General features: G+C 44.7%; 22 protein-coding genes and 1 tRNA gene. 18 read left to right on the forward strand and 5 right to left on the reverse strand.

Features of this window, described 5'->3' with window-relative positions; genetic code table 11:
- Positions 1-103: 103 nt before the first annotated feature.
- Entirely contained in the window at positions 104-2065 is a 1962-nt protein-coding gene (locus B2M23_RS09890; RefSeq protein WP_038352655.1) for an FUSC family protein, read from the forward strand.
- Between the two features lie 32 nt (positions 2066-2097).
- Here the strand turns inward: B2M23_RS09890 and B2M23_RS09895 are convergent, their stop codons facing one another.
- The 4 genes from B2M23_RS09895 to gadC form a co-directional block, all read right to left on the reverse strand.
- Positions 2098-2760, reverse strand: a complete 663-nt coding sequence (locus B2M23_RS09895; RefSeq protein WP_052237291.1) for a PP2C family protein-serine/threonine phosphatase — start codon at positions 2758-2760, stop codon at positions 2098-2100.
- Positions 2732-3826, reverse strand: a complete 1095-nt coding sequence (locus B2M23_RS09900) for an ECF transporter S component (RefSeq protein WP_052237290.1) — start codon at positions 3824-3826, stop codon at positions 2732-2734. Before B2M23_RS09900 ends, B2M23_RS09895 begins: the two co-directional genes overlap by 29 nt.
- Before the next feature lie 110 nt (positions 3827-3936).
- The gene (locus tag B2M23_RS09905) at positions 3937-4974 is read right to left on the reverse strand and encodes a 2-hydroxyacid dehydrogenase (protein WP_038352654.1); all 1038 of its coding nucleotides are present in this window, start codon (positions 4972-4974) and stop codon (positions 3937-3939) included.
- Between the two features lie 17 nt (positions 4975-4991).
- Positions 4992-6419, reverse strand: a complete 1428-nt coding sequence (gadC, locus tag B2M23_RS09910; RefSeq protein ID WP_038352653.1) for a glutamate/gamma-aminobutyrate antiporter — start codon at positions 6417-6419, stop codon at positions 4992-4994.
- A 281-nt stretch (positions 6420-6700) separates the two neighbouring features.
- On the opposite strand from gadC, the gene B2M23_RS09920 reads away from it, so the two are divergent.
- The 9 genes from B2M23_RS09920 to B2M23_RS09960 all read left to right on the forward strand — a co-directional run bounded on the left by B2M23_RS09920 (position 6701) and on the right by B2M23_RS09960 (position 13180).
- Positions 6701-6777: transfer RNA gene (locus B2M23_RS09920), tRNA-Pro, on the forward strand.
- Between the two features lie 180 nt (positions 6778-6957).
- The gene (locus tag B2M23_RS09925) at positions 6958-8079 is read left to right on the forward strand and encodes a hypothetical protein (RefSeq protein WP_038352651.1); all 1122 of its coding nucleotides are present in this window, start codon (positions 6958-6960) and stop codon (positions 8077-8079) included.
- 26 nt (positions 8080-8105) lie between these two features.
- Positions 8106-8768, forward strand: coding sequence for a YggS family pyridoxal phosphate-dependent enzyme (locus B2M23_RS09930; protein WP_038352650.1), 663 nt, complete (start codon positions 8106-8108; stop codon positions 8766-8768).
- Positions 8769-8778: 10 nt separating this feature from the next.
- On the forward strand, positions 8779-9270 hold the full coding sequence (locus B2M23_RS09935) for a cell division protein SepF (RefSeq protein WP_013381613.1): 492 nt from the start codon (positions 8779-8781) through the stop codon (positions 9268-9270).
- A gap of 2 nt (positions 9271-9272) precedes the next feature.
- Entirely contained in the window at positions 9273-9542 is a 270-nt protein-coding gene (locus tag B2M23_RS09940) for a YggT family protein (protein ID WP_052237289.1), read from the forward strand.
- A 103-nt stretch (positions 9543-9645) separates the two neighbouring features.
- Positions 9646-10011, forward strand: a complete 366-nt coding sequence (locus tag B2M23_RS09945) for a UCP033725 family protein (RefSeq protein ID WP_038352649.1) — start codon at positions 9646-9648, stop codon at positions 10009-10011.
- A 136-nt stretch (positions 10012-10147) separates the two neighbouring features.
- Positions 10148-11491: an MATE family efflux transporter gene (locus tag B2M23_RS09950; protein ID WP_081571171.1), complete on the forward strand. Its 1344-nt coding sequence runs from the start codon at positions 10148-10150 to the stop codon at positions 11489-11491.
- A gap of 9 nt (positions 11492-11500) precedes the next feature.
- Complete coding sequence (locus B2M23_RS09955) at positions 11501-12235, forward strand: YlmH family RNA-binding protein (protein ID WP_038352647.1); 735 nt, start codon at positions 11501-11503, stop codon at positions 12233-12235.
- Between the two features lie 21 nt (positions 12236-12256).
- Positions 12257-13180: an RluA family pseudouridine synthase gene (locus B2M23_RS09960; protein ID WP_038352646.1), complete on the forward strand. Its 924-nt coding sequence runs from the start codon at positions 12257-12259 to the stop codon at positions 13178-13180.
- Between the two features lie 275 nt (positions 13181-13455).
- Here the strand turns inward: B2M23_RS09960 and B2M23_RS09965 are convergent, their stop codons facing one another.
- Entirely contained in the window at positions 13456-15267 is a 1812-nt protein-coding gene (locus B2M23_RS09965) for an Rqc2 family fibronectin-binding protein (RefSeq protein ID WP_038352645.1), read from the reverse strand.
- 145 nt (positions 15268-15412) lie between these two features.
- On the opposite strand from B2M23_RS09965, the gene dapF reads away from it, so the two are divergent.
- From dapF to B2M23_RS10005, 8 genes are all read left to right on the forward strand, one after another.
- Entirely contained in the window at positions 15413-16291 is an 879-nt protein-coding gene (gene dapF, locus B2M23_RS09970) for a diaminopimelate epimerase (RefSeq protein WP_038352644.1), read from the forward strand.
- A 26-nt stretch (positions 16292-16317) separates the two neighbouring features.
- Positions 16318-17199: a YicC/YloC family endoribonuclease gene (locus tag B2M23_RS09975; protein WP_038352643.1), complete on the forward strand. Its 882-nt coding sequence runs from the start codon at positions 16318-16320 to the stop codon at positions 17197-17199.
- 39 nt (positions 17200-17238) lie between these two features.
- Complete coding sequence (gene gmk, locus B2M23_RS09980) at positions 17239-17871, forward strand: guanylate kinase (protein ID WP_038352642.1); 633 nt, start codon at positions 17239-17241, stop codon at positions 17869-17871.
- 2 nt (positions 17872-17873) lie between these two features.
- Positions 17874-18206 carry a DNA-directed RNA polymerase subunit omega gene (gene rpoZ, locus B2M23_RS09985; RefSeq protein WP_038352641.1) on the forward strand — a complete coding sequence of 111 codons (333 nt, stop codon included), beginning with the start codon at positions 17874-17876 and terminating at the stop codon, positions 18204-18206.
- 8 nt (positions 18207-18214) lie between these two features.
- Complete coding sequence (priA, locus tag B2M23_RS09990; protein WP_038352640.1) at positions 18215-20443, forward strand: replication restart helicase PriA; 2229 nt, start codon at positions 18215-18217, stop codon at positions 20441-20443.
- A 13-nt stretch (positions 20444-20456) separates the two neighbouring features.
- Positions 20457-20897 carry a peptide deformylase gene (def, locus tag B2M23_RS09995; RefSeq protein ID WP_013381601.1) on the forward strand — a complete coding sequence of 147 codons (441 nt, stop codon included), beginning with the start codon at positions 20457-20459 and terminating at the stop codon, positions 20895-20897.
- A complete protein-coding gene (gene fmt / locus B2M23_RS10000; protein WP_038352639.1) occupies positions 20894-21835 on the forward strand; it encodes a methionyl-tRNA formyltransferase in 942 nt (313 codons plus the stop codon). Before def ends, fmt begins: the two co-directional genes overlap by 4 nt.
- A gap of 68 nt (positions 21836-21903) precedes the next feature.
- Positions 21904-22602, forward strand: a complete 699-nt coding sequence (locus B2M23_RS10005; protein ID WP_038352638.1) for a zinc metallopeptidase — start codon at positions 21904-21906, stop codon at positions 22600-22602.
- The last annotated feature ends 6 nt before the right edge of the window (positions 22603-22608 follow it).

Here is a 22608-nt window from a genome sequence, read left to right on the forward strand (position 1 = left end):
GTTATGTTCTTTTGGTTTACGGACACAGGCGTTTAGCCAGGAAGTGGGTCTTCATTTTTCATGTTAAGATTTTAAAAACAGGGGATAAAGAGGTGAAAGCAGTATGCGAGAGTCTATAAAGGCCCTGAAAATTAAAGAGCATTTCATCAAAGCCTTTCCGCCGGCGCTGATCCTTCTATCTATTTTCTTTTCCAACCAGGTTTTTTTTGGTGCGGCTAACGCCATGCTGGCGTCACCGGTAACCGTTCTTTTTCTCAGAACACGCGATGAGAACGGGGTGGAGTGGCATATCCTGAGAGCACTGGGCATTAACGTTATTCTTGCCTTTTGTGCCTTTGCAGCAGGGCTTAACCTTGCGATGACGCTTATCATCAATTTAGCGGTTCCGTTTTTACTCGTTTATTTTATGACGGATGAGTATACACCAGGCAGCTACTTTCCTTTTGGTATGAGTTTTGTTTTTATGCAGCTGATCCCCATCCAGCTGACTGATATTCCTATGCGTCTTCTGGCGTTGGTCTACTCTTTTCTTCTGGTTTATATTGGCTTGAGGATATGGAAACATTTTAAACAGGTGCCGGCCATTCATGATATTTCAAAAAACGCTTTTGTTAAAATAACCGAGTCGCTTTCAGCCCTGGCTCGGGGCAACCATAAAGAAGCCCAGGAGGCACAGCGCGCACTTTTGAATATCAACCAGAATCTGTGCGGTCGGATTTATAAAACAAGGCGGTTTCGTTATTTTACAACCATAGAGGGCGCCTGCTATTTTCGGCTGGTGATGATTTTTCAGCGGATGGAAAATTTGATACTGATATTTTTTAGAAAGCCAGAGCTGATGACTGACGCCAACAGGCTTTATCTTGAAAATCTTGTAAAAGTTCTGGAGCACCTGAACAGGGTTTTTGACAGCCGTGAATACAGCGAAGTTATTCAGGAGTTAATCGATTTTTCTGACCACTGTTTAATGGATCAGGCGGATATTAATGATAGTATGCTGCTGGATATCAATCTTTTGATCAACGCTTTGGAAGGTATTTCGAAACCAGCCGGAAAGGGTATTTACAGGGAATGGATGGTGCCAAGAAAATCGAGAAAGTTGTGGCGTATCTATGCCCATCTTTCAAGGTCATCTTTTAAATTTCGTTTTGGAGTCAGGCTATCGTTGGTTTTGACATTTACGTTTTTAGTATCCAGGCTTTTGCCGGTAACACATGGTTACTGGCTGCCACTGGCCGCCTATTTACTCACACGTCCTTTTTATGATGAGAGTGTAAGCAAAAGCCTGGACCGAATAAAAGGAACTGTTATTGGACTGGTAGCCGCTTTTTTTCTCTTTTCGATTTTTACCACGTATCCCGAACATATGGTTTTGGCGGTTATTGCCGCTTTCTGCATTTACGCGGCGGATGATTATTCAACTCTTGTGGTTTTTGCCACCTGCTTTGCCCTTTCGCAGACAACACTGTCCATGCAGTCTACCTACGCTTTGGAACTGCGTCTGCTTTTTACCACGGGTGCGGTCCTTGTGTCCATACTCGCCAGTAAATTTATATTGCCCATGCGGTATTATGACCAGTTTAAAATAGACATGAATCGTCTGGTCCTGCTGGATCGGGCGATGGTTAGATGTATAGAGGAGCTGTTGGATGGAGAACCGCACCGAGACATCGTTCGGGAAGTTATCCTTAAATCCTATCTTATCAGCGATCAGATTGAGATGAATTATCATGCATCGGCCTTTGGCTCTTGCGGCGGGCTTGTAGAAGGCTTTTTAGCAGAGAACCGTCAGCTGATGACGGTTTTGATTGACGTATATTATCTGATTGCGCTGCAAGGAGTTGAAAATAAGGAAGAACGGATTGTCAAGGAAGCCGTTAAGCGGCTGGGAAGCTGGTTTGAAATGATACAGCAGTGTCTGAAAAGAGAGGATACATCCAGTCAGGAACCGGAAGATATAATTGTAAAAAAAGAGGGAAGCTACATTCTGCGCCGACTGAGTGCTGGCCAGGCAGAGGCCAGAGCATTTTTTGTTTTTGTTGAAAAAAATATCAGTAGCTTTTAAAAAGCCGGACCCTTGTACAGGAGTCCGGTTTTTTAATTTTTACAGACCATCGGATGGCGGAATTTGAGGCAGAGCATGGTGATGTCATCATGCTGTTCGGCATCCTGCGTGAATTCGGACAGGAAATCACGAATCTGATGAAGAATATACTCTGAAGAGTGATCATCATAATGGGGAAGATCGTTCAGCGCCCTTTTTAAACGATATTCCTGAAAAAAAGCGCCGTTTTTATCCACGGCTTCGGTGACACCATCCGTATATAGAAAGAGGGTGTCACCAGGATTGAGCTTGAGTGTTTGGCGCTTGTAATGCACATCGGGAAGAATAGACATGACAAAACCCGAGTCCATATTAAGAGGCTCAAATTTTCCATTTCGGCGCCTTAAAAGTGGGGGATTGTGCCCTGCGTTAACAAAAGACAGAATGCCCGTTTTCAGGTTTAATATACCAAGAAAGGTGGTCAGGAAAACACCTTCTGCTGTGTTTTTATATAAATGATGGTTGGCTCTTGTGAAGATTTCATCAACATCCAGACCGGTTAGCACCTGGTCAATAATATGCTCTTTTGAGCTCATCATGAAAAGAGCGGCAGGGACGCCCTTGCCGGATACATCCGCGATGATAAAAACGAGCTTGTCATCATCCATTAAAAAGAAATCATAAAAGTCACCGCCGATTTCCTTGGCTGGAGTCATGCGGCCGCTGACGCTGAATTCTGTCCGGTCCGGGAAAGTTGGAAAAGGATCGGGCAGGCAGCATGGCTGTCTGAATCTGCTGAGCAATGTTTAATTCAGTAGAAGTTCTTTCCTTCTCGGCCGCCAGGCGCTCTTTTTCTGCGATATTATCCCAGAGCTTGTGCATGGTATCATTGATCTTATCAACCATCTCATTAAAGGCTGTGGCGAGAACCTCAAGCTCATCACCTGTGTGGATATCCAGCTTTTTATTCCAGCTTTTCCCATCCATCTGTTTAATGTCTTCTGTCATGATCAGCAAAGGGTTTAAAAGCTTTTGGCTGATGGCGTTGGAAATGCCAAAACCGATCAGATTGATGGCGACCAGCGGTATAATGGACAAGTCATAAATAATCAGAGCAAAGGTGTGGTTGTCAGTGTTGAGCAGGTTCATGCTGTACAAGATACCAATGGTCGCTGCAAAAACCGCCATTACAGAGATCAGGGAAAAATAATACACCAGGAGTGTAATTTTGATCTCAAAGTTTAGTTCGATTTTTTTCAAAAACATCAGAACTATTGGGAAAAGCAGTGTGCAGACAAGGGTATTTGAGACAACGATGGGCAGTCCCAGTCCAACAAATTTTTGCAGGGCATTAATCCCAGGTTCTACAACACGCGTCAGCAGGGCATAGGCGGCGGGGACAATATTAACCAGTAGGATATATAAAAAAAAGATGGTAAAAGATCGGTTGGTTCGGATTTTATCCTCATTTTTAGGAAAAAATCCCATGATTAAGCCGTACAAGCCATTGGCGATGCTCCAGTTCAGCAAAAATTCTATGCCGTAGCCGGTAACCATATCGCTCATGGCGTTGCCAAGAAAGCCGACGGTAAAACCATAAAAAGGCCCCAGAAGATACCCTGAAAGCAAGGGAAGAATGAGCTGGGGCCGGATGGATACATAGGGCACTTCGACCAGGCTGAAATCGGCCAGAAGAATGTTCAGCGCCGCGTAAACAAAGGCCATGATCAGGGCAATCATTATTTTAAAAGGGATGGATAGCTCCCTGTTTGTGTTGTCCATATAAAATCTCCTTGATGAAGGTTGCACCCATTATAACACAGATTATCTAAAACGCAACAAGCCGAAGGACGATAGGATCATCTGTCCTTCGGTTTGTGTAATCAGCGGGTTTAGAAACATTTTTGATGGTTTTCCCGGCGGTGGCAGTCCCCTTTTTCTTCACATTGATAACAGATTTCGTTGGGGGTGAATACATTATCTTCATAGGCCTTTATGTTTTCAAGGGTAGTAGCCGCAATCTGATGCAGCGCTTCTGTTGTCAAAAAGGCCTGATGGCTGGTCAGTAAAACGTTGGGGAAGGTGATGATTCTTGCGAGGTCGCGGTCATCCATAATTTTATTAGACCAGTCTTCAAAAAAGTAACTGTCCTCTTCTTCATAGACGTCCATGCCGACGCCTCCGATTTTATGGGCGTTAATCCCCTTAATCAAGGCCTGGGTATCAATCAGCGCCCCGCGTGAGGTATTGATTAAGATGACACCATCTTTCATCATTTCAATGGTCTGGTCATTGATGATATGCCGTGTCTCTTCTGTCAGGGGGCAGTGTAGTGAGATGATATCGGATTTTTCCATCAGCTCTTTCAGTGGTACATACTGGATGTCCAGTTTGGAATTCGGAAAAACATCGTAAGCGATGACGTTCATGTGGAAGCCCTTTAAAATATCAATCATCATTTGACCAATGCGTCCGGTACCGATGACACCGGCGGTTTTGCCGTAGAGGTCCATTCCGGTCAGACCGTCAATATTAAAATTGAAGTCACGTGTTCGGGCATAGGCTTTATGGGTTTTACGGTTAACGGCCAGTAGCAGCGAGGTAGCGTATTCTGCAACAGCAGCTGGGGAGTAAGCCGGAACCCTGAGAATACGGATCTGTTTTTCATAAGCTTCCTTCATGTCGACGTTATTATAACCAGCGCTCCGCAGAAGAATGAGGTGTATATTCATTTCTGACAGCCGGTCTACGATTTCCTTTGTGACCTTGTCGTTGACAAAGACACAGATAGCGTCAGCGCCCTGGGCATACTCCAGAGTATGAATGTCCAGCCGGTTTTCAATATAGCGTGGTTCGTGGCCTGCGTCCTTCAGAAGAGGGTCAAACCAGAGTTTGTCGTAGGGTCTTGTATCATAAAAAGCAATTTTCATTTAAATGCCTTCTTTCTTTAGTTTTTATGTTTTTTCCGTTCAATATGATAGAGCAGAAAGGGAAGAGCCAGTACGATTAAAAAGCTGATAATCAGGATCATATCGTACCGGATATCATTGGCAGGCGCCAGCTGGTCGGGCGGAAAAAAAGTTACCACAAAGGTGAAAATGGACATCAACAGTCCAACACTAGCTATAATGGTTTTAACAAGGCGTCCGCCAGGTATCTGATATGCACGTTTATATTCGGGATGCTTGTAGAGTAGAATAAAATAAGCTCCGAAGAATAAAAAGTAAGTGATCAGATAAATCACAACAGACAGTGAAATAGCGGTTAAAAAGGAAAGGTTGTTTCCACCGCCGCCAAAGGTCAGGACAGCAGCCCAGATCGTTACAATGATCCCCTGTCCTAAAATCAGGTTTGTGGGAATGCCGCGGCTGTTGGTCTTTTTAAAAATTTTGGGTAGCAGGTTATCCTTGGCCGCCACATAAAGGCCACGTGACGGGCCGACCACCCACGAGCTGACCTCAGCCATAACGCCAATGGCAATCATAGCACCGAGAATACGAACCATCCAGAGCAGATCTGGATTAAAGTAACGGAACAGATTTTCAAAAGTCTGTACGACTCCGGAGCTGTAGCTCAGGTTCTGGGCAGGAACAACCATCGCGACGGAAATGCCGCCTACGGTGTTTAAGATGATCGCCAGTACAACCAGGATAATCATGGTCAGCGGGTAATTTCGGCTGGGGCTTTTTAATTGGTTAACATGAGTGGCTGAAACCTCAATCCCCATAAAGGACAGAATAAACGAAGCGAAGATAACGAGGTCGTCCATATCCTTAAAATCAGGGATCAGGGTATGTACGTTCATCTCCAGATGAATGGGTCCGCCAGAGGAAACGTAGGCGCCGGTTAAGCCAAAAAGTAGCAGCACTGGAAAGAGAATACCAGCGATAAAGCCAACTTTTGAGATCATGGCAGTGTATTTTGTGCCGCCAAGCTGTGATAGGCTCAGGGTCCAGAAAACCACCAGAACACCAATGAATTTAATGAAAGGATTTTGTTCCAAAGCAGGTATATTAAAGACATAGGAGAATGAGCCAAGGATAAAGTAAATCATTGATATGAATCCGATGGTAATCTGAAACCACTGAAAAAATATGGCTGCAAAGCCAAAGCGTTCACCAATGGTCTTGCCGACCCAGGTAAACACGCCGCCTTCCTCCCAGCCTTCAACAGTGGCCATTTCTGCAGCGCAGAGCGAGACGGGTATAAACCATAAAAAACCGCCTGCAACCAGAAAAAATGCCAGTGAGAAGCCTGAGGAGGCAAAAGTCGCGTATTTATCCGCTGTCATAACCATTGAAGCTGTCATTGCGAAAAAACTGAAAAGCGTCAGCTTTGAAGTTTTTGATGTATCGTTAAGTAGTTGATTTTTCATTTTAGACAGATACCATTCCTTATCTTTTGGAGTGCTAATAGTTAAATACCCAGATGGAAAGCGAGTTAACGGATAAAGAAAATAAGTCGATTGATAAAAATGAAAGTTTTGATCTGAATAAGTAGCGCTTTATCTTGTTCACCCAAAAGTGCAACAAAGGCTAAGAAACGGCTCGGAACCACAATTTTAGGCTTTTTTGGATAATTTTCTTGTTTTTTTATTAAATATTGAGATTTCCTCTTGAATTTTTTCATGAAAACCGCTATAATAATCTTCGATGTCTGGGTGTAGCACAGTTTGGTAGCGCGCGTGAATGGGGTTCACGAGGCCGGAGGTTCGAATCCTCTCACTCAGACCATTTTTTTTATTCAAAATCATGGATTTTTATAAAATAAGTAAACTAACAGGTGAATAAGATGAGTCAAGCTACACGGGAATGGAAGAGACGGGTCAATAAACGGAGAAAATTGATTATTGGCGTCGTTTTTTTTTAATTGCCGTCATAATCGTTGCAGGTATTTACCGGAATAACCAGCGGATGCTGTTGGAGACCTCTGAATATACCAATGCCTATAAAACCAATTTTTTCTTTTTTAAAGACATTGATTATATTGAGCTGGACGACTTCTCTGCGGCGGATTTAACCTTGCCCGAAGGAGAAAAAACCAATGGCTACAAAACACTGACACAATCTCCAAAGGTAATCAATCAGAATTTTCTGAAGTACCAGACAGATACCATTGATCAGATTATGGCGGATAAGTATTATAATGACTGGCCTTCAGTCATTAATGAAATTACGGCTAACTATGTGGGAATGGCAAAGATTACCACACAATTTGGCCAGGCCGACCGGCAGCGAAAAGAATTTCTGGTGGATTCTGTCCAGTTTATGGGTGAAAACCAGGATGAGCTTAACCAGCAAAAGGCTGTATACGAGAGCCTAAATGACGGTCAGCCAAGAGACATTACATTAAGTGGTTTACAGATGATGGGCTCAGGGTATGTTTATACTACCCTTAATGCCATGGAAAAAGTTGTCAGTGAAAGCGCGCTGCCCTATATCAATACGAATTTCCTCAAGACAGCCAGTAAAATTGACAAGGAGAATCAGACAGCCCTGAAAATTATTAATAACGACCATATCTTCACTGCTTTTTCGATTCCGAAAAGTGAAGCCGTGGAAGGTGAAGAGGAAGCGCTTGCCAATAAGGAAGAATATATGGGGACCCGTGGTTCAGAAAAGAACACGGAATACTATAAATTTCTGGTCAAGCGGGTAGATCAGCTCCGTTATTATCCGACCCTTTCCTTTGAAAATGGACAGAATACCTACAAAGGCTATCTGGTCGATGTTATTGACGACGGCGATAACAAAATAATTGTCATGCTTGTCAAGGACTATGTCAATGTTTTTGCCAATGAAATCATGATTAATACCGACGTTAATATCGAGCGGTTCAGCTGTTTTCAGGTACCGCAGAGTGCCATTATCAAAAAAGACGGCGCAACCTATGTAAAAACGCTCGAAAAGGGCTATTTTGAGGAACTGACACCCGTAACGGTATATAAATATGATAAGGGTATGGCTATTTTAAAGCTGGATGACGAAAATAATAAGGCATTGTCCTCCGGCACGACCATTAAGGTTTATCCATAAATTTTCAGAGAAAGAAGTGAAATAGAATGGCAGAGAATATCATTGCAGAAAACATTGCGGCAATTAAAAAAGATATTCCGGAAAACGTAACGCTGGTGGGGGTGACCAAACACCGAAGTGTGGAAGAAACACAGGCAGTTGTTGACGCCGGTGTTTATGATCTTGGAGAAAATAAGGTTCAGGAATTTCTGGCCAAGGTGGATGAGGTTATAGGACCGGTGCGCTGGCATTTTATCGGTCATTTGCAGCGCAATAAGGTTAAATATCTGATGGGAAAGGTCAGTCTGATCCATTCGGTTCACTCTGTCCCGTTGTTAAAAACCATTGAAAAGGAAAGCGCCAAGCACGGTCTTAAAACAAATGTTTTAATCCAGTTTAACCTTGCGAAAGAGGACAGTAAATCGGGTTTTATGGCTGAGGAATACAAGATGGTTATGGAAGAAGCTGAAAACTGCCCGCATCTTGAGGTCCAGGGGCTTATGTGTATAGGGCCTATGACAAAAAATTCTGATGAAATTCATAAAGTTTTTAAGCATTTAAAAGAATTATATGATACAATAGAGAAAGAATACCATGGAGAGAATATTAAGATGCAATATCTGTCTATGGGAATGACGGATGATTACCCCATCGCCATAGAAGAAGGGGCTACGATTGTAAGGATCGGAAGAAAAATATTTAATCGTTAGGAGAAACAGCATGGCAAACGAAAAATTCAAAGATAAAATCATAAAGGTTTTCGGTATGGAAATGGATGATGACGATCAATACTACGATGATGAATACTATGATGATGAAGTAGAAGAAGTTGTCGAAGAGCCGAGAAACACTTATGCACCTCAGCCAAAGAAAACAACGCCTGCCCCGAAACGTACAGGTCTTGTCGGTATTGGCGATGGTCCGGAGGTTTTGGTTTTAGATCCTGAACGTTTTGAAGACGCACCTGGGATCGTCAATAAAATCAAAGCAGACAAGACGGTTGTTGTCAATCTCAAAAATACAGAGTACGAAGATGGACAGAAAATTTTTGATTTCCTTAACGGAGCGGTTTTTGCTCTGGAAGGTTCCATCAACCGTATAGCCGATAATGTTTTTATCCTTGCGCCAAAACAGGTTTCTGTTTCTACAAGCATGGAAAAAGACGAGAGTGATACAATTACCCCTATTTTAAACTGGGATGATGATAAATAAGAATGATCGAAAGCGTTTTAATTGTTGCCGGTCATTATCTTGTTGAGCTGATCACGCTCCTGATTGTAGCGAATATTCTGATGAGCTGGTTTAATCCCAGTCCGGATAATCCGATCGTAAAACTGATTTACGGCTTAACCGAGCCGATTTTGTCGCCGCTGCGCCGTTTTGCAGTCATTGGTCCCATTGATTTTTCTGGGATTGCGGCCGTGGTGCTGCTTCAATTTATCATTTATCCTCTGTATCAAATGCTGATTAAAGCGATTTTTTAGCCTGTGACCGTCTGCCGCCATGGACAGACGGTTTCATTTAAAACTTGGCAGAAAACGAATACATAAAAATCTTCTATTATACATGAAAGGAGGTGAACAAAATATGCGCTCAGGACAATATGCTTTGTATCATGGAGAAACCTTTAAGTGTCAGGAGATTATGTCGGACACCTTTAAATTAATTGTGGACGGTAATAAGGCGCCGCCGGGCTTCAGGCAAAGCAGCTATGGTAATTTTACTAAGATGGTCCGTTATGAAGATTTGGAAAAAGTAATGCAGATTAAGACCATGATCGTCTACCGGAATGAAAATCTTATACTCATGGATGAAGATGAGGGAAAGCTTATCGTCACAACGGCAGATAAGCGCATTGGTTTTCGTTTGGGGATGACAGAGAACGGAAGGGGAGAGTTCGTTCTCGAGTTGTCAAAGTCAGATTCCTATGAGATCCTTGAATATATGGAGTGAGCTAAAGGAAGAAGGTTTAATGTGAAAAGCCGGTGACTGAACACCGGTTTTTTTGTCGTGTGTTTTAGCTTGAGAACATTTGCGTTTTTAGCTATAATAGAAAAGATTGTTTATGAATTGTTCAGGGAGAAGGCATTTGGAACAGCGAGTACAAAATCTGACAAAAGGTAATATCTATAAAACGCTGGCAGTCTTTGCGCTGCCCTATCTAATGGCCAATTTTATCCAGGCGCTTTACGGCGCGGTGGACATGATGGTTGTTGGCTGGTTTAACGACGCGGCTGTGGTTGCGGCAGTTTCCATTGGAACACAGATGATGCAGATTGTCATAAGCTTTGTAGCCGGTCTGACCATGGGAGGCACCATCATCATTGCCCAGTATTATGGCGGCGGCAGAGAAAAAGATACCGTTGAGACCATCAGTACCATGCTGACGCTTTTTGCCATCGCTGCGTTTTTAATGACTGTGGTGCTGCTTTTATTGGCCGCGCCGTTTCTGGGCTTGCTGAAGACACCGGCGGAATCCTTTGCTTCGGCCATGGATTATGTTCTGATCTGTGCCTGTGGAATCTTTTTTATCTTTGGCTATAATGCTTTAGCGGCAATGCTCAGAGGTCTGGGCGACGCTAAAAGTCTATTGTATTTTATTGCGGCAGCCTGTGTGTTTAATGTCGTTTTTGATTTGCTGCTGGTCGGCGTCCTGAAAATGGGTGCCGCAGGAGCCGCACTGGCAACAGCCGGTTCACAGGGAGTCAGTATGATCCTGGCCATTGTTTATCTGAACCGGAAAAGCTTTGTTTTTGAGTTTAAAAGAGACAACTTCAGGATTTACAAAGATAAGGCAATACGGCTTCTGAAAGTAGGGGTTCCAGTATCGCTGCAGGAGACTTTGCTGCAGATTTCCTTTTTGTTTATTACAGCCATCATCAATACGATGGGAGTCGTTGCAGCCGCAGCGGTTGGTATTGCGGGAAAATTTGACGCTTTTGCCATGCTTCCAGCTGGCGCCTTTTCGGGTGCTATCGCGGCCATTGCAGCTCAGAATATTGGAGCGGGGCAGCCTGACCGGGCGAAGAAGTCTCTTTTTGCCAGTATTGTTATGTCACTGCTCTGTTCAATCCCTTTTTTTATCTGGGCGCAGGCTTTTCCGGTGTCAATTTTACAGATTTTCAGAGCAGAACCGGCAGTTATTTTGGCCGGAACGGCGTATCTGAGAACCTTCAGTATTGATTTTATGCTTGTTGCCTTTGGATTTTGCTTTCTTGGTTTTTTTAACGGCTGTGGACGAACGACTTTTTCAATGGTTAATGGTGTGGCCGCATCCTTGCTTGTCCGCTTGCCGCTGGCATGGATTTTGAGTATGACACTGTCCGGCAGTCTGATGGCAATCGGCCTGGCGGCGCCGGCGGCCACTTTGGTTTCTGTTGTGGCAGAGATCATTTATTTAAGGCTGGGACGTTGGAAAACCCCAGTGGTATGAGGTATAGAAATGGATAAAAAAGATGAATTTTTGCTGGCCAGGGTGGAGGAAGCTTGTCAGAATAATTACGCCCCCCAGTTTTTTGATTTTCAGGATGAGGCCATGCAGTTGAAAATGGAAAATATTTTAAAATATTCTGGAGAGCCCTATCTTTTCTGGGGAGGAATGGAAAATGCTGGTAGGAGAATGCTGTGTATCTATCCGGATTATTTAGAAGCCGACACACTCGAATGGCCTATGCTGGCAGTCGCTTTCCCAAAGGAATTTCCAATGGATCACCGTAATGTGCTCGGAGAGCTGATGCATCTGGGCATTACGCGTGAATGTGTAGGCGATATTAATTTGAACGATGAAGAAGTGCAGGTGATTTTTGCGGAGCGTCTGAGGGATTTTATCACCTTGAATTTTACAAAGGTGAAGGGCAGGAGCATTAAGCCTGAAATACTGGAGCTTGACCAGATCAAAACCTTTGAGCTGCGGTTTAAGCGGCTGGAGCTGGTAGCCGCCTCAGACCGTCTGGACGGTGTGATCAACAAAATATGGGGCTTTTCAAGACAAGACAGCATTACCTATATTAAGCAGCGCCGCGTCCGGGTTAATTATGAAGAGATCACTAAAAATGATTATCGGATCAGGACTGGAGATATTATTTCGCTCAGAGGCAAGGGAAAAGCAGTCATTACAGAGCTTGGCGGTGTCACTAAAAAGGGAAATCTGCGTTTGGTTGTTGATAAATATATTTAGAAGAAATTGAGGAATAAATAAATGGAAATAAAAGAATACCATGTCCCGGAAGAAAAGGCTGGTGTGCGTCTGGACGCTTACTGCGCTGAGCAGGAGCCGGATTTTTCCCGGGGCTATATTAAGAATTTATTGATTGAAGCCGCTGTAAAGGTGGATGGAAGCCAGAAAAAGGCCAGCTATAAGCTAAAAGGCGGAGAGATCATTACCATGGAGATTCCTGAGCCGGTGGAAAGCACGATTGAGCCGGAGAATATCCCTCTGGAGATCATCTATGAGGATGAGGATGTGATCGTGGTCAATAAGCCAAAGGGAATGGTGGTGCATCCGGCCCCGGGCAGCCCGTCCGGCACGCTGGTCAATGCCCTGATGCACCATACCGGCGCGCTGTCAAACATCAATGGCGTTTACAGGCCGGGGATCATTCACCGGATCGATAAGGATACCTCCGGACTTTTGATGGTGGCGAAAAATAATACAGCCCATCAAAACCTGACGGATCAGCTGAAGGCGCACACCATTACACGTCAGTATAAAGCACTGGTAAAAGGCATTATGGAAAATAATCGCGGCACCATTGATATGCCTATCGGCAGGCATCCAAAGGATCGTATCCGTATGGCGGTGGTTAAAGAAAATTCTAAGGAGGCGGTCACGCATTTCGAGACCCTCAAGCGCTATGCAGAGGGATATACACTGATGCAGTTTCGGCTGGAAACCGGCAGAACACATCAGATCAGGGTGCACATGCAGGCCATTGGCTACCCCATCGCGGGCGATCTATTATACAAAGGGGACAAAAAAAATCCCTTCAAGACTGAAGGGCAGTGCCTTCACGCTGAACTGCTGGGTTTCAAGCACCCACGCACCGGCGAATATATGGAGTTTTCAGCGCCCTTACCCGAAGCCTTTCAGGCGATTCTGGACGGGTTGAAGGAAATTGAGTAAAAGCTTTGGTTCTTAAAAAATATAAAATCCGAAAAATAAAGCCGTGCATTTTCATGTGACACATATGACAATGCGCGGGCAGTGTTAGCGGTCTGTTTCATTTTTAAGCAGACCGCTTTTGTTTTCTGTAATACAACATAATAGTAAAATAAATAAACTATATTGAAAAATGCTTACTAGCCCCTCATATTTTTTATGTCACATGACGCTGCGCTTTGACGTATGTGTCGTATGAAAGCTAGAGGTGGTAAGATGTTTTTAACGCGCTTTTTAAACTATATTTGCTCATTGCTGTTCAAAACCTGCCGGATCGCGGCGATTTTATCCTGATTGGGTGTAACATACATTGTGTTTTGGTTGGTGAAAATAACCATGCCCGGTTTTGATTTTTTGGGCTTTTTTAAATATTTGAACTCAACGTAGTCCACCGGGACATTTTCAGAGTTTTTAGCCTTGCTGTGCCAGGCTGCCAGCATTCCTGCCTCCAGAAGCGTATCCTCTGTAATGAAACGTCCGTTTGCTACGATCAGGACATGTGAGCCAGGAATATCTTTGACATGAAGCCAGCAGTCCTCAGCTACGCCCAGACGTGTAGAAATATAATCGTTCTGGTAATTGTTTTTTCCAACATAAATATCAAAGCCCTCGGAGGATATGAAGTGCAGAGGCTTGGAAGCCGCGATATGTTTCTTGGCTTCTTTAGGGGTCAGGCCTTTTTTGTTGAATTCAGAATGCATGAATTCGTGGCGGATTTCGTCCAGCTCGTTAAGCTCTGTGGATTGGTCCAGACCGCCTGTGAGGCTCTCAAGATAGTAGACCTGTTCCTCGGTGGTCTTTATTTGTTCGGCCAGCTGTATCTGGGCTCGTTTGCCCTTGTTGTATTTTTTATAGAAGCGCTGGGCATTTTGGGAGGGTGTTTCATTAACCTTGAGATGAACCGTGACGGTTTTCATTTCCGGGTCGGTATAGTCTACCAGATCAACCGTCGCCATGCCCTTTTCAATCCTGTAGATGTTGGCGGTAATCAGGTCGCCATAGAGCTTGTTTTTCTCATTTTTTTTGGAGTTGTCCATATCCTGATGCAGGTTCTGGAGCTTTTTATAGTTTTTTTTCAGCAGAGTGTCCAGCTGATGCCGCAGATTGGCGCTTTTTGCCTTGAAGCGGATTTTTTTATCCTTGATATAGTAAAAGGCCTCCAGCATTTTTGAGACGCTTGTGTAGGCACTGCGCTCGTTATCGGTCATATGGTGGAGGTTGACCGTTGAAAAATCAATGATTTCACGTCGGAAGTAATAAATGCCGCAGTCGGGCCCTTTTTCAATTTCCTCCATGACCTCTCTGAAAGCTTGATATAAATAGCCAAGCTGCTTTTTTGAAAATTCTTTGAGTTTGAGTTCAGGGTTAAGACCAGCTCTGAAACAGAATTCCCGGGCGATAATAGGACTCAGACCCAGAAAGCACTGCACCCAGAAACGTTCGGTAACAGTTTCTGGGTTTTCTGCTACCATTTCGTGGAACCGGGCCTCTGTTAGGGATAAAAAATTCTGACGGCCGCTTTCAGGCGGGTAAATATAGGCCTTGCCAGGCAGGATCTGGCGGTAGCGGTTGGAGCCGGAGCCTACTTTTTTCATGGCGTCCAGAATAATATCTTCACCGTCCTGGGGTTCACCGGAGGCGTCTGTCTTATCGTCGATTAAAATAACATTGCTGTTTCGGCCCATGATCTCGACCACCAGCTTTTTGATCACCACATCGTTGAATTCATTTTTGCCGGAGATACTGAACTCGATCACTCGGTCAGTTTCATGCTGTACAATATCCACGATAATGCCGTTAAGAAGGTGTTTTCTCAGTACCATGCAGAAGCTGGGGGGCGTGTTTGGGTTTTCCTTGAGCTTTTCGGTCAGGTAGACGCGCGGATTGTTCGCGTTGGCTGAGATCAAAAGGTTATAGTTTTCCTTTTCTCTGTTAATCGTCATGCGGATTTCATCGTTTTCGGGCTGGTATATTTTGCGGATACGGCCGCCCATGATGGTCGCCTGTAATTCTTTTATTAAATGTTTGGTAGTAATGCCGTCAAATGCCATTGGTTCAATTCCCTTCATCTATTTTAAAGATTTTTATTTCTTTATTTAATCTTTTCAAATAATTCTAGCATTTCCTGTTGTTTTTTGGAAGTTTTTTGGATATGATAGAAGATAAATAATTCAAAATGGAAAGATAGGCTTAAGAATGAATTTTACAAAAATGCAGGGTGCCGGAAATGACTTTATCGTCATTGACAATATGGACAATTCCATCGAACTACCGGCGCCGTTAATAGAGGCAATGTGCAGGCCGCATTTTGGAATCGGTGCAGACGGTTTGATTCTGGTCGAGCCTTCGGAGTCCTGTGATGTGCGAATGAATTATTACAACCAGGACGGCTCCATCGCGGAAATGTGTGGTAATGGTGTCCGCTGTCTTGCCAAATATGCCGCCGATGCTGGTATTGTGGACGCTTCAAAGCCTTTTGAGGTTGAGACCAGAGCCGGGAAAATCGGCGTCCAGGTTTTAGAATCCTACCGGGGGGTATCAACCATCAGGGTAAGCATGGGCAATGTCAGCTTTGAGACACAGGAGATCCCGGTCATTTCGGATAAAACGACGCTCCTTGGTGAGAAGATTGCCTATAAGGATCAGGAGCTTATCTATGGCTGCGCGTCTATGGGAAATCCGCATATGGCTGTTTTAGTTGAAAATGTGGACAGCTTCCCCATAGAGGAGGTTGGCCCATATTTTGAGAACCACCCTATGTTCCCCAATAAATGTAATATTAGCTTTGCGGAGGTTATCAGCCCTGACAGCATTGCTATGGACACATGGGAACGCGGTGTCGGCCGTACGCTGGCCTGCGGTACTGGTACCTGTGCAACAGTTGCGGTGCTGCACCGTATGGGCCTGGTTGGTAATAAAGTTCACGCCTGTTTATCCGGCGGGGATCTGGTGATTGAGCTTGACGGGAAGACTGTCTTTATGACAGGACCGGCAAAGGTTGTTTTTACAGGTACCTATGAAATGCAGGTTCCTAATGAAGAAGAAGCGTTATTTGCAGCTTTAAGAGAATTGTAAGCCTGAAAAGAACGGAGGCAACAAAAATGAAAAGTATGACAGGTTTTGGCCGAAAGGATTACAGAGATGAAGCACTGGAGATATCAATTGAAATAAAAACCATTAATCATCGTTTCAGAGATTTTTTTCTGAAGCTGCCGCGGTCATTAAATCCCATTGAGGAAAACATCCGCAAGGCCATCAGTGAAAAAATCGCTCGTGGCCGTATTGAGGTTTTTATTAAATATAACGAGCTGGACGCTCAGAATAAACGGATTGTATTTAACCGCGATCTCGCTAAAGCGTATATCAATGTTCTGAATGAAATTAAAACCTTGGACTCTATGATCGACGATGATTTGAGCCCGGGCCTGATCGCCAAATTCCCAGATGTCGTAAGCCTGGAGGATGAAAGCGTGGATTATGACGCGGTCTGGCGTAAAATGGCCCCTGTGCTGGAGGAAGCCCTGGAACAGGTGGATTCCAGCCGAAGCCGTGAAGGAGAAGCCCTCAAAAAGGACGTTGCGGCCCGCTGTGCCACCATTGAAAGGGCTGTTTCAGCCATTGAGGATAAAAGTCCTGAGATGCTGAAAAAATATCATGAAGAGCTCCGCGCGAAAGTGGAAGCCTACACGGATTCCATGGAAGTGGATGAAAAACGCGTTTTAACTGAGGTGGCCATTATGGCGGATAAGCTGGACGTCAGCGAGGAGCTGACGCGGCTTAAAAGCCATAACGGTCGTTTGGAAGAGATTCTCGGAGAAGAGGATGAGCCGGTTGGCCGTAAGCTGGATTTTCTGGTTCAGGAATTAAACCGTGAGATCAATACCATCGGATCAAAGGCCAACGACATCGGCATTGCCAATTTGGTGGTAGATGTCAAAAGTGAAATTGAAAAAATCCGCGAACAGATACAGAATATCGAATAATATAAAAAACGTCAGCAAATTGGAGGAGTTTAAGCAAATATGAGCAGTGAAGAAAAATTTTTTGAACGGGAAAAAGGAATTTTGATTGTTATTTCAGGGCCTTCCTGTGCCGGTAAGGGTACGGTGTGTAGAATTGTACGTGAAAACCGCCCGGAGATACGGCTTTCCATTTCTGAGACAACCCGTTCACCAAGAAATTATGAAGTGCCGGGGAAGGATTACTTCTTTGTCACCAAAGAAGCGTTCAAACAGCGTATTGAGCAGGGAAAGTACCTGGAATATGCGACGGTTTATGATAATTATTATGGAACTCCAAAGGATTATGTTGAAAATTTGCTCGAAGAAGGGTATGATGTTATATTGGAGATCGATATTCAGGGTGCCGCAAAGGTTCGGGAGAATTACAAGGAAGGTATTTATATCTTCATAGCGCCCCCATCCATGAAGGAGCTGCGCAGAAGAATTGAAATGCGCGGAACAGAAAGTGCAGAGCAGATGGAAATGCGTCTGAGCTGTGCTTATGATGAGATGACCAATGCGGATGATTACAGCTATATTGTCATTAATCAGGATAAAAATGTGGCGGCATATCAGGTCGAATCCATTATCACTGCTGAAAAATGCAGAACCGAACGTTTGAAAAATAAAGTAAATGATATTCTAGGGAGGTAGAAATGAAACCAAATATTACAGATAATTATACAAGCAAAGGGATGCGCTATCCAGCCATCAACGATTTAATTTCCAAGGCGAGCAATAAATATGAGCTGGTGCTGGCAACCGCTAAAAGAGCAAGAGAAATCATTGATGGTGACGAGCCATTGGTCAAGATTACCATTGATAATCCGGTCTCTATTGCGACTGCGGAAATTGCACAGGATCTCGTACGTCCTGTACAGCCTGTAGAAACATCAGAGGTTGACGATGTTTTTGAAGATGCGGTTTTTCCGGAAGACGATCTTTGTAGTGAAGCGGAGACAACCGCTGATATGGCTGAAGATTTATAGGAACAGTTGTGAAATTTGCTGAGATTTATTTAAATCAGACGAATAAGCGAATTGATCATCCTTACGATTATAAAATACCGGAAAGGTTTGAGTCGGTCATTGTTCCCGGAGTGCGCGTCGGCGTAACCTTCGGGAACGGAAACCGTCAGCTAGAGGGCTTTGTGGTCCGCGTAAAAGAGGAAACAGCTTATCCGGATAAAATCAAAGAACTTGAAGCAGTTATTGATGAAAGCCCGATTTTAACAAAGGAACAGATCGCTTTATGTCTCTGGATGAAAAGCACCTACTGCTCTTTGTTTTATGAGGGCCTTTATCATTTTACAAGCCCTGTGAAGGTTGTCAAGCGGCTGGTGATCTCTGAGGAAGACCCCCATGAGAACCGGATCGCCTTTGAGCCCTATGAGTCCACTGAAAAAATCTATCGGCTTGAGCGAAAGGAAACGGTCCGCGGATCGGTGCAGAAACAAATTCTTGAGCTGCTTGAGACAAGGGATTTCACCAGAAGAGAGATCTGTGAGCTTTTGGGAGAGGTTGGCAGCAGCCTTCGAGCCCTGGAGAAAAAGGGGCTGGTTTCAGCTTATGAACGGGATACAAGCTGTGCAGTGACAGGTGGAAAAGTAAGGCCGGAAGAGATTGTGCTCTCGGAGAGCGGCAATTGTTTGTATCGCCAGCTTTCAGAAAAACGACGAAAGGGAACCCCCAGCTTTATTTTTGAGGAAAACTCAGAAACCAGGCTCATGCTCTACTGCAAGGCGGTGGAAGAGTGCCTGAGCAGGGGAGAGACAGCGTTGATGCTGTTCCCTGAAATTGGACTTTCCCTTGAGATGCGGGCATTACTTTACCAATACTTTGGCAACGCTGTGGCGGTTTGTCACGGAAAGCTCAGCCAGAAGGAGCGGTATCAGATTTTTAAACGGGTGAGCTGTGGCGAGATAAAGGTATTGGTGGGTTCGAGGGCAGCATTATTCATGCCCTTCAGAAAGCTTGGGCTCATCATTGTGGATGAAGAGCGTGATCCATCTTATTATTCAGCTGCAATGCCCCGGTATAACACCATTACCATTGCTCAGAAATACGCGGACCTCAGCGATGCAGATCTGATCATCAGCGACGAGATTCCATCCGTTGCGGCGGTAAAAAAGACGGAAACCGGGGAGTGGACAGGGATTCACAACGCACCCTGTTTTGTAAGAAAGAAGCCTGTACCTGCCATCGTGGATATGCAGAGTGAAATGAAGTCGGGAAATTTTGACTTTATGAGCTATCGCCTCAGAGAGTGTCTTGAAAAAACACTGGCGGAAAAAAAGACGGCCTTGTTGCTGATCAATAAGCGGGGCTACGCCTCCTATGTCTTTTGCAGGAGCTGCGGTTATGTGGAAAAGTGTCCTACCTGCGGTGTCGCTCTGAAATACTATGCAGGAGGTGATGTTTTAAAATGCCATTACTGCGGGTATACTAAAAAAAGAAGCACGACCTGTCCTGAATGCGGAGAGAAAAAAATCAAGGCGCTGGGGCTGGGCATTGACCAGGTCTATGAGCTGATCAAAGAGCGTTACCCAGACAGACATGTTTTAAAACTGGATGGTGAAACCATTGCTTCCTATGATGATTTTAAAAGGGTCAATCATGAGCTCTCAGAGAAACACTGGGATATTATCTTGGGTACACGGATGCTGCTGAGAAATTTTGGTTTTCAAAATATCGGTTTAGCGGCTGCACTGCTCATTGATAGCGATTTAAATCATGGGGACTACAGTTCATCGGAAAACGCTTATCAACTTTATAAGCGTTTTTTCAACCGTATGACTGAGAATACACCCTGTCTGATTCAGACCTATGAACCAGACAATATAACAAACGAGGCATTGATTTCAGAAAATCCGACGGATTTTTATAGACAGGAATTCGAATATCGGCGTCTCATGGGTTATCCGCCGGAAAAGCATCTTGTATTGTTCAGTTTGTTTCATGTGGATGAAGCACAGGTGGCAAATGACAGCCACGCATTTTTCCATGCGTTAAAGAAAGTCTGCGAAACTGGGGCAGCTGTGGAAATTTATGAGCCCTTTTTATCTGGCATCATCCGTGGAAATGGGCAGATTCGTTGGAAAATTTTGTTGAAAACAAAGGATTTGAATGCCTTTAAACATATTATTGAAGAAGTAACGGCGGCGGGGGAAATTGAGCGGTTGGCATCAAAGGTGTCAATCGAAATTGATCCTCCTGCCACCTTGTAGAAAGGAGAATAGAATGGCCATAAGAAAAATGCGGGTAAATGACGATCCGATTCTCAGAAAAAAAACCCGCGAGATTACTGAAATAAATGATCGGATCATTGAACTGCAAAAAGATATGCTGGATACGATGTATGCTGAGGAAGGCGTTGGCCTGGCAGCGCCCCAGGTTGGGGTGCTGAAACAGCTGATCGTCATTGATATCGGTGAGGGTCCGGTGACCTTGATTAATCCGGAGATTACAAAGCAGGAGGGCTCAGTCGTTGAGGAAGAAGCCTGTTTAAGTTTTCCAGACCGTTCCGGTAAGGTGGAACGGCCGGAATTTGTCACGGTTGAATACACCGATCTAAACGGTGACCGCTATGAAATGGAATGCCAGGGACTGATGGCCCGTGCGGTATGCCATGAGGTTGACCATCTGAACGGCATTGTATTTCTGGATAGGGTAATTAAATGACAAAATTACGTATAGTGTTGATGGGAACTACCGATTTTGCGGTTCCCGCCCTCAATAAGCTGGTGGAAGCCGGGCATGATGTGGCGGCTGTGGTCGCCCAGCCCGACCGTCCAAACCAGCGGGGGAAAAAAATAAAGTTCCTGCCTGTAAAGCAGCGCGCACTGGAACTGGGGATACCTGTCCTGCAGCCTGAAAAGATTAAGACACCGGAAACGGTCGAAGAGCTGCGCTCGCTGAAAGCAGACGTCTTTGTGGTAGCTGCTTATGGTCAGATTCTGTCTGAAGAGATTCTCTTTATGCCGCCTTTGGGTTCTGTGAACATTCACGGTTCATTGCTGCCAAAATACCGGGGCGCGGCTCCGGTGCACCATGCCATTATCGACGGCGAAACAGAGTCGGGTGTTACGATCATGAAGATGGATATTGGCATGGATACAGGGGATATGCTCTCAAAGGTGCGTGTGCCCATTGATGCGAAAACAACCGTAGGCTACCTTCATGACCTTTTGGCAGAAAAGGGGGCGGAACTGCTGATTGATACGCTGGAATCCCTTAGCGATGGGTCAGTTGTTCCTGAAAAGCAGAACGAAGATCTGGCGACCTATGCAGATAAGGTTGAAAAAACCACTGGAAAGCTTGACTGGAATCAAACAAGCTTTAAAATTTTGCGGCGTATTAACGGAACGGATCCTTTTCCCAGCGCTTATACTGAATTAAACGGTGAAAAAATAAAATGTTTTGTGCCGGAAGGCTTAAATTATTCTGGTGGAGAACTTCCTGGAACCGTCCTGCAGGCGGATACAAAGCATGGTTTAGTCGTAAAAACCGGTGATGGCGCGCTGGCGGTTGGAGAAATCCAGATGCCAGGTAAGAAAAGAATGCCGTCAAAGGTTTATTTCAATGGAAACAGTATTGCCTTGGGCTCGCGGTTTGAATAGATTAAGCTTGATTTTAGAGTGCTTTTGTATAATAGGTCACAAATAAATAAAATTGTGAGGAAAATAAAATGTTTTTAAGTTACTATAGCTCAATGCTGATATTGATACCAGGGCTTATATTAGCCGCCTATGCGCAGTATCAGGTCAGCAGTGCTTATAAAACCTATAGCCGTGTGCGGACAAGGAATGGTCTGACCGGGGCTGAAGCAGCGCGAAAGCTGCTGGATATCAACGGACTCAGCAACATTGGCATCGAGAGCATTACCGGGAACCTGACAGATCATTATGACCCCAGACACAAGGTCATGCGCTTGTCCGGCGGCGTTGGCGGCCAGGACAGCATTGCGGCTGTCGGTGTCGCGGCGCATGAAACCGGCCATGCCATTCAGGACAAGGAGGGCTACTTTCCTTTGCGCTTCCGTAATGCCATTGTACCGGTCTGTAACTTCGCATCTAATGCTGCGTGGCCGTTGTTTTTTATCGGCCTGATTTTTGGCAGAGGCAACACTGGCTTCGGCGTGACATTGATGAATATTGGGATTATTTTATTCTGTGTTTCACTGGTGTTCTATATTATCACACTGCCGGTGGAATTTAATGCGAGCCGACGGGCTGTGGCGGCTCTGGAAGAGTACCAGCTCATTGCTCCGGGTGAAGAACAGGGGGTTAAGAAGGTGCTTCGGGCAGCTGCGTTAACCTATGTTGCCAGTACGCTTATGGCATTTTTAAACCTGCTGCGTCTGCTAGCGCTTCGGAACAGGAACTAGCCGCTT

The sequence above is a fragment of the Eubacterium limosum genome (genome assembly GCF_000807675.2).
GTDB classification, from domain to species: domain Bacteria; phylum Bacillota; class Clostridia; order Eubacteriales; family Eubacteriaceae; genus Eubacterium; species Eubacterium limosum.